The 6,217-nt window shown below is 68.2% G+C and carries 6 protein-coding genes; 2 read left to right on the top strand and 4 right to left on the bottom strand.

Annotation, left to right across the window (positions count from 1 at the left end; genetic code table 11):
• Positions 1 to 80 precede the first annotated feature (80 nt).
• Entirely contained in the window at positions 81 to 620 is a 540-nt protein-coding gene (locus tag VEG08_02030) for a hypothetical protein (GenBank protein HXZ26755.1), read from the top strand.
• 32 nt (positions 621 to 652) lie between these two features.
• Here the strand turns inward: VEG08_02030 and VEG08_02025 are convergent, their stop codons facing one another.
• Genes VEG08_02025 through VEG08_02010 form a run of 4 tightly spaced genes read right to left on the bottom strand, consistent with a single transcriptional unit; the run spans position 653 to position 5,094 of the window.
• Positions 653 to 2,269 (bottom strand): hypothetical protein, encoded by a 1,617-nt coding sequence (locus VEG08_02025; GenBank protein ID HXZ26754.1) that lies wholly within the window; start codon positions 2,267 to 2,269, stop codon positions 653 to 655.
• Positions 2,270 to 2,291: 22 nt separating this feature from the next.
• Positions 2,292 to 2,711, bottom strand: coding sequence for a hypothetical protein (locus VEG08_02020; GenBank protein ID HXZ26753.1), 420 nt, complete (start codon positions 2,709 to 2,711; stop codon positions 2,292 to 2,294).
• Positions 2,712 to 2,722: 11 nt separating this feature from the next.
• Entirely contained in the window at positions 2,723 to 3,361 is a 639-nt protein-coding gene (locus VEG08_02015; GenBank protein ID HXZ26752.1) for a hypothetical protein, read from the bottom strand.
• A complete protein-coding gene (locus VEG08_02010) occupies positions 3,358 to 5,094 on the bottom strand; it encodes a hypothetical protein (protein HXZ26751.1) in 1,737 nt (578 codons plus the stop codon). The genes VEG08_02015 and VEG08_02010 overlap by 4 nt, the downstream gene beginning before the upstream one ends.
• Before the next feature lie 235 nt (positions 5,095 to 5,329).
• On the opposite strand from VEG08_02010, the gene VEG08_02005 reads away from it, so the two are divergent.
• The gene (locus VEG08_02005; protein ID HXZ26750.1) at positions 5,330 to 6,208 is read left to right on the top strand and encodes an undecaprenyl-diphosphate phosphatase; all 879 of its coding nucleotides are present in this window, start codon (positions 5,330 to 5,332) and stop codon (positions 6,206 to 6,208) included.
• Positions 6,209 to 6,217 lie beyond the last annotated feature (9 nt).

Here is a 6,217-nt window from a genome sequence, read left to right as displayed (position 1 = left end):
CTCGGCCAGGCCGAGGTGATCGGGCGCGGGCTTCCGGGGCTATACTCTGGGCGGTGGGCCATCGGCCCCCGGGAGGGATCATGCGCGCTCGCTTCGTCCTGCTGGTTGTGGTGCTGCTGGCAGCTCTGCCGGGAGCCCCTCAGGAGGCTCCCATCACCCGCGACCAGACGCGCGAGTTGCTGCGTTCCTCACTGGAGCGCTACGGTCCGCTCTCCGACGTGAACATCAGCTTCCACCAGAGCGAGAAGCAGCCCTACAACTTCGTGGGCATCATGACCACGGGCCTGAAGAACTCGCAGGAGCTGGAGGTGGTGGTCGGGGTCTCGGACAAGAGCACCATCAGCGTCCACGTCTACCCGCACTACAACAGCCACTACATCAACGTGGACAAGGCGCGCGATCCTTCCGGCCTGATGCTGCACCTGCTGCACATGAACCACGACCACTTCTTCTACTGGGGCGCGGACGACGACCACGACGTCTTCGCCGGTTACACCTTTACCCTGGAGTCGGGTTATCCGGACGAGGCGATCCGCATCGTTCTGCGCAGCATCCGCGCCAACGACGACTACGTGGGCGAGCTCCGTCCTTACATCGACGGCAGCGCCGCCGCGCAGTAGCGGCCCCGGCCCCGGTTCCACCGGATTCCGGCTCAGTTGCCCTTGCCCTTCCCTTTGCCGGGAGCCGGGCCCTTGCCAGGAGCCGGGCCTTTGCCGGCGGCGGGTGGGCTGGCGCCACTGTCGGCATTGTCGCGGGTGATGAGCACGTTTTCGGAGACGGTGCCGGGAAAATCCACCGAGTAGGAGCCGTCGTCCTGCTTGACCCAGTGCACCTTGTCCTTGATCAGGGTGCCGGAGATGCTGTTCTCTCCCTCGCCCACCGTGCCTTCGATGGTGACCGCCCGCCCGGCCACCTGCTGGCGCACCGGGTCGGGCAGACTCTTGGAGACCTCGTCGAGGGTGAGGGTGTGGATGAGGTGGATCTTCCCATAGCTCTTCGCGCCCAGCGCGGCGCTGCCGCTGAACACGGCCTTCTGCGAGGCCATCTGCACCTTGCCGCAGGAGTCCACGAACTTCACGCTGCCCACCGGCGCCCCGGACCACGCCCCGGTGAGATCGCAGATCACGTGCACGGTGATGGTGTAGGCGAAGCCGTAGTTCCCGTTCAACGGGACGTCGTTGGGGCCGTTGCCGTGGATGCCGCCCTTGCCCGGCTTGGGCGCGTCGGGGATGCCGGCGTTGTACTTCACCACGTCGCCTTTGACGGTGATGGTCGCCTTGCCGTACTTCTTGCCGGTGATCACCAGCCGCCCGTCCCGGATGCTGGCCTCGGCGATGTCAGGATCAGAACTCTGGATGGACTCGCCCGTGGTCTGCACGTTGAAAGGGAACTCCGAGGGTTTGCATTTGCACACCGTCACCGTCTGCTGGACGGGAGTGGGGCCGGCCTCGCCGCCGCCGGCGTTCCCGCCCTTGTCGCCGGCGTTCTGAGCGTTCTTGCCGCCCTTGCCGCCGCTGTTGTCCTTGCCCTTGGCGTTCTTGTCCGTAGAGGGTTTGCTGGTCTTGGGCGTCTTGTCCTTGGGCTTGCCGCCGGAGGCGGTGGCGGGCTTTCCGGAGGGGTTCTTGCCGCCCTTCGGGGTGGCTGGGGTCTTGCCCTTGCCGGCGGCGGCCGCGCTGGCGCCGCTGGCCAGCGCCATGGCCGAGGCCCGCTGGTGCTCGGCGTCGGTCTTGAGCTGAGCCGCCTGCTTCATCAGAGCGTCTTTCTGGGCCGGACTCTTGGCTGCCTGGCCCAGCACCGCCGCCTGCTGTGCGACCTCGCCGGTCATCTGCTGGAACAGGTCCCCGATCTTCTTCTCGTTCTGCTGCCAGGCCGCAAGGTCGCTCTGCAGGGAGGCCGCCTGCGGGTCGCTCCCGGTCTTGCGCAGGGCGTCGAGTTCGGCCTGCAGGGCGGCCAGCTTGAGCTCGTAGAACGGCCGGACGTCTTTCCAGGCGGCCGCCATCCAGTCATTCCAGGCGGCCGCATCCTGGGGCGCAGGCGTGCCCTTGGCCTTGTAGGCGGCGTTGAGCGTGCCGGCGACCGCGGCGCTGCCGTACTTCGCATCCATGGCCGCCAGGCGCCCCTGCACGGCGGCGATCGCGGCCTGCACCTGCTTCGCGGGGTCCGGCGCCGGGGCCGGCTTGGCCGCTGACGGCGTGCCCTGTGCCATCGCAAGCAGCGACAACAGCAGCGAGATGGATGCTCCTGCTATCCAGCGAATCTTCTTTTCCATAATCCCTCCGCGGAATCTCGCTTTACTCTCCCAAGGCCCCAGGGTCTGCCGGCGGCTTGGACGCGGGGCCCGCGCCACCGCCACCCGGAGTCCCTCCGCCGCCGAACAAGGACGCATCCTCGGCGGAGGTCCCGGTTCCTTCGTCGGCGTCGGCTTTCTTGGGTGGTTGGGGCGTGTCCTGCCCGCCGCCTCCGCCGAACAGCGAATCATCGTCGGTGGAGGGCCCTTCGCCCTCCTCGTCGTCCTTCTTCTTGCGGCTGCGCTCATAGAGGACGCAGCCCGCCAGCACCCCGCCCCCGCACGCCGCCTTGGTGCCGTTGTCGGGGATGGAGCCGCAGTCGTCGGGACCGCTGCAGTCGCCCGCGAACGCCGGGGTCGCAAACAGCAGCAGGCAGCAGGCCGCCACCCACGACCAGAAGATCCACGCGCTTCCTCGTCTCATGGCTCCTCCTCTCAGAAGCGCAGGTAGCGCTGGGTCAGCCCGCCCAGCACCGCGCCGTAGGCCAAGTGGCCGATCATGCTCACCGCGATGAAGTCCACCTTGTTGGTGACGCGCAGGAAAAACGGAAAGAGCCCCAGCATGCAGCACTCCATCAGGATGCCGTAGCCCAGGCCCCACCACCAGCGCCGGCGCCCCGCCAGCAACGCGTAGATCACGCCAAAGGTGGCCCCGTTCCAATAGTGATAGGACCAGCCGGCGACCTTGGCGGCGAGGCTGGCCATCGGCCGCCCCGTGATCCAACTGCCGAACATGAGGATGGGGACGAAGCCGTTGTAGCCGAACAGGTGGCCGCGCTCGACCAGGTAGCGCACCCCGTCGTACACCACGGTGGCAACCAGGCCCGCCCACAGGCCCACCCCGAGCCCGTTGGTCAGCATGCGGGCATTGATCTTCCTGGCGTAGGCGGCCAGGGCGTAGATGGCCAGCAGCGAGGGGACGCCGAAGACCTCCAGGAAGAAGGGCATGGGCAGCACATGGAAGACGTGCGCCACCAGCGCCGCCAGCGAGACCGCGGCGCAGGCGATGAGGCTCCAGCGCAGCGCCCGCTCGGTGCCTGGCTTCGGAGAAGCGGCCTGGGGCGGTGACGTCATCGGGCTCCCGCGGCCGCAGCCCTGGGAGGAGCGGGCCGCCCGCCTCCCGCCGTCTCCAGGAAGTTCTTCTCGAAGCGGGCGGCCAGCAGCCGCATCCCCCAGGCCAGAATGAAGGCCACCACGGCGGTCAGCGCCCCGATGGCCATCTCCAGGATGGAATTGCCGTTGGCGCCGAAGTGCTGGAAGGCCTTGGCGCCCCAGTTGGCGTGGGCGTAGATCTGGAGCTGGGAGAAGAAGGCGAGCCCCAGCCAGGCCACCGCGGCGATGCCGCAGGCGCTGATCGTGTTGTGCACCAGGCTGCGCAGGTGGTCGCCCTTGGGCGAGCGGCGCCAGGCCTGGGCGCGGCGGGCGGTGGCCGTACCTGCCGCCCAGCCCAGCAGCAGCAGCAACGTGAGCGCCTGCATGTCGTTATAGCCCGCGGGCTGGAGCCCGAGGCCAGCCGCCAGGCTGGACTGGAAGGCGATGAACTCGTGGGGCTGGGGATAGAGCAGCGCCATCACGGCCACGCCCAAGCCGACCTGCAGGATGCGTCGCTCGGCGGAGAACTGCGCCACCTCGTCGGTCGCGACATTGGAGAAGGCGTGCGGCGGCGCCACAACGTACTGCCACAGCAGCAGCAGCACCAGCACCGTGCAGGCCAGGGTCAACTGGAAGGGGGCCAGGCGGGTAGCGAAGGCCAACGAGGTCCAGATCCAGTTGGCTAGGCTTTCCATCCCCGGCCTCACCAGCAGGAGAGCGAAGAAGAGGAAGGCAGCGATGGCGACCATCTGCAGCCAGCGGCGCTTGGCCCAGGCCACCACATCCGCCGGGGGCGCGGGCGGGGCCTGCTCCACTCGCTTGCAGAGATCGCGGGTGGCCTGGAGCTGCTCCTGCAGGGCGCGGTTGGAGCCGTCGCGGCGCAGCTCGGCGGCGAGGTTCTCCTCCTGGCGCCGCAGATGGCCGGCCAGGCTGGCGCGCCGGGCCTCCAGGAACTTCAGGCCTACCGCCGCGGTCACCACCGCCTGCAGGTCCTTGGCCACGGACTGCGGGCTGCTCTTGCTCCACCCAACCTCCCACACCACCGCGCCGATCAGCGCGACCAGGGTAAGCCAGGGAAGCAGGTTGCCGTGCAGGTTGATCTTGAGCAGTTCCAGTGAAAGCAGCGAGCCGGCCAGGTCGGCGTGGGCGTCGAGGGCGCAGACGATCACCGCCGCCGCAATGGCGAGATAGGCCAGGACCCGGTTGCGCAGGAAGCGCAGCGCGGCCGCGCCCGCCAGCGCGATCAGTCCCGTCCAGTAGGCGTAGCCGGCGACGGTGACGGCCGCAGCGTAGGTGCTGGCGCCGGAGGCGGTGCCCGGAGGCAGGAAGGAGAAGCCGCTGACCGAGTTGGCCAAGCGCGCCACCGCCAGGAAGGCGCCCAGGAACTCGTAGCCGAGGCCGAGCAGGAAGGCCGCCAGGAAGGCGTCGCCGACGCTGCCGGCCTGCCGCCAGCTCCGCCGCCCCAGCAGCAGCAGGACGGGAGCCGCCATCAGCAGTTGCTGGGAGACATTGATCAGCAGGAGGTACACGGGGCTGCCGCCGAAGCGGTAGGAGTTGAAGAAGGTCCAGGCGACCGGGTTGGCGACGGTGCCCAGGAACGCGCCCAGCGCAAACCAGGTCAGCAGGGTGCGCACCCCCAGCGTGGTGCGGAAGCAGATCAGGCGGATGACCAGCAGCGTCCAGCCCAAGACGATGGCGAGCACCACCAGTGGCATAGGCTCCTCCGCAAGCGTGCGGGCGCGAAATATATCGTGCGGCCGAGCACGCTGGTTCGTACCCCTTCAGGATGAAGGCCTGGGAAAAGTTGGCGGAGCATAGGCGAAATCGTGGCCAGTGTCAACCGCTGGGCCGGCGCCGGCGCGACGGGCAACCGTCTCTGGCGGCAAGGCCGCTCCGCGATGGCCCGATTCTAGTATCCTGTGCCTTCGCTCAAGCCGCCCACGGAGGCCGATGAACGACTACCTGCTGTCGCTGGTGCTGGGGATCATCGAGGGCCTGACGGAGTTCCTGCCGGTCAGTTCGACCGCGCACCTGCGCATCGCCGAGGCGCTGCTGGGCGTGGACCTGGGCAACGGCTACTGGAAGATGTTCACCATCGTCATCCAGTTGGGCGCCATCCTGTGCCTGCCCTTCTACTTCCGCAAGCGCATCGGCGATTTCCTGGGCAGCTTCCCGCGCGGACGCAAGGGCGACCGCACCTGGCTCACCCACCCGCTCTCGCTCACCATGGTCGCCTTCGTAGTGACCGCGGTCCCCTCGCTGCTGCTCACCAAGGTGATCGGCAAGCACTTGGAGAGCCTGGTGGTGATGGGCACGGCGCTGGTGGTGGGCGGGGTGATCATGTGGATCGTGGACGCGCTCTGCGGCACGCCCCACCCCGGCCATCCCTTCCGCACCCAGGACATGGAGGAGATGAACTTGCTGCAGGCGGTGTGGATCGGGGCCTGCCAGATCTTCTCCGCCGTCTTCCCCGGAACTTCGCGCTCCATGTCCACCATCGCCGCCGGGCAGGTGGCGGGGATGACGCGGGCCTCGGCGCTGGAGTTCAGCTTCTTCCTCTCCATGCCCACCATGGTGGCCGCCACCGGCTACGACCTCTACAAGTCCGTGATCCCGCACCACGGGGTGAATCCTCTTGGGGCCACGCATATCGATGCCCACGGCTGGGCGCTGCTGGGGATCGGCTTTGTCGTAAGCTTCATCGTTGCCTATGGTTCCGTCGCCTGGTTCATGCATTGGGTGAGGAGCCGCGGCTTCGCCCCCTTCGCCGCCTACCGCATCGTGGCGGGAGCGCTGGTGCTGGCCTGGGCGTGGAAGTGGATCGGCTAGCGCTCTCAA

The organism is Terriglobales bacterium, assembly GCA_035624475.1.
Classification (GTDB): domain Bacteria; phylum Acidobacteriota; class Terriglobia; order Terriglobales; family Acidobacteriaceae; genus DASPRL01.
Note: the sequence above shows the minus strand (reverse complement) of the source record. Positions and strands in the feature narration are given on the sequence as shown.

Excerpts from the sequence above, each read along its gene's own strand:
- VEG08_02030 (HXZ26755.1), top strand. The coding sequence starts at position 81 with ATGCGCGCTCGCTTCGTCCTGCTGGTTGTGGTGCTGCTGGCAGCTCTG.
- VEG08_02025 (HXZ26754.1), bottom strand. The coding sequence starts at position 2,269 with ATGGAAAAGAAGATTCGCTGGATAGCAGGAGCATCCATCTCGCTGCTG.
- VEG08_02020 (HXZ26753.1), bottom strand. The coding sequence starts at position 2,711 with ATGAGACGAGGAAGCGCGTGGATCTTCTGGTCGTGGGTGGCGGCCTGC.
- VEG08_02015 (HXZ26752.1), bottom strand. The coding sequence starts at position 3,361 with ATGACGTCACCGCCCCAGGCCGCTTCTCCGAAGCCAGGCACCGAGCGG.
- VEG08_02010 (HXZ26751.1), bottom strand. The coding sequence starts at position 5,094 with ATGCCACTGGTGGTGCTCGCCATCGTCTTGGGCTGGACGCTGCTGGTC.
- VEG08_02005 (HXZ26750.1), top strand. The coding sequence starts at position 5,330 with ATGAACGACTACCTGCTGTCGCTGGTGCTGGGGATCATCGAGGGCCTG.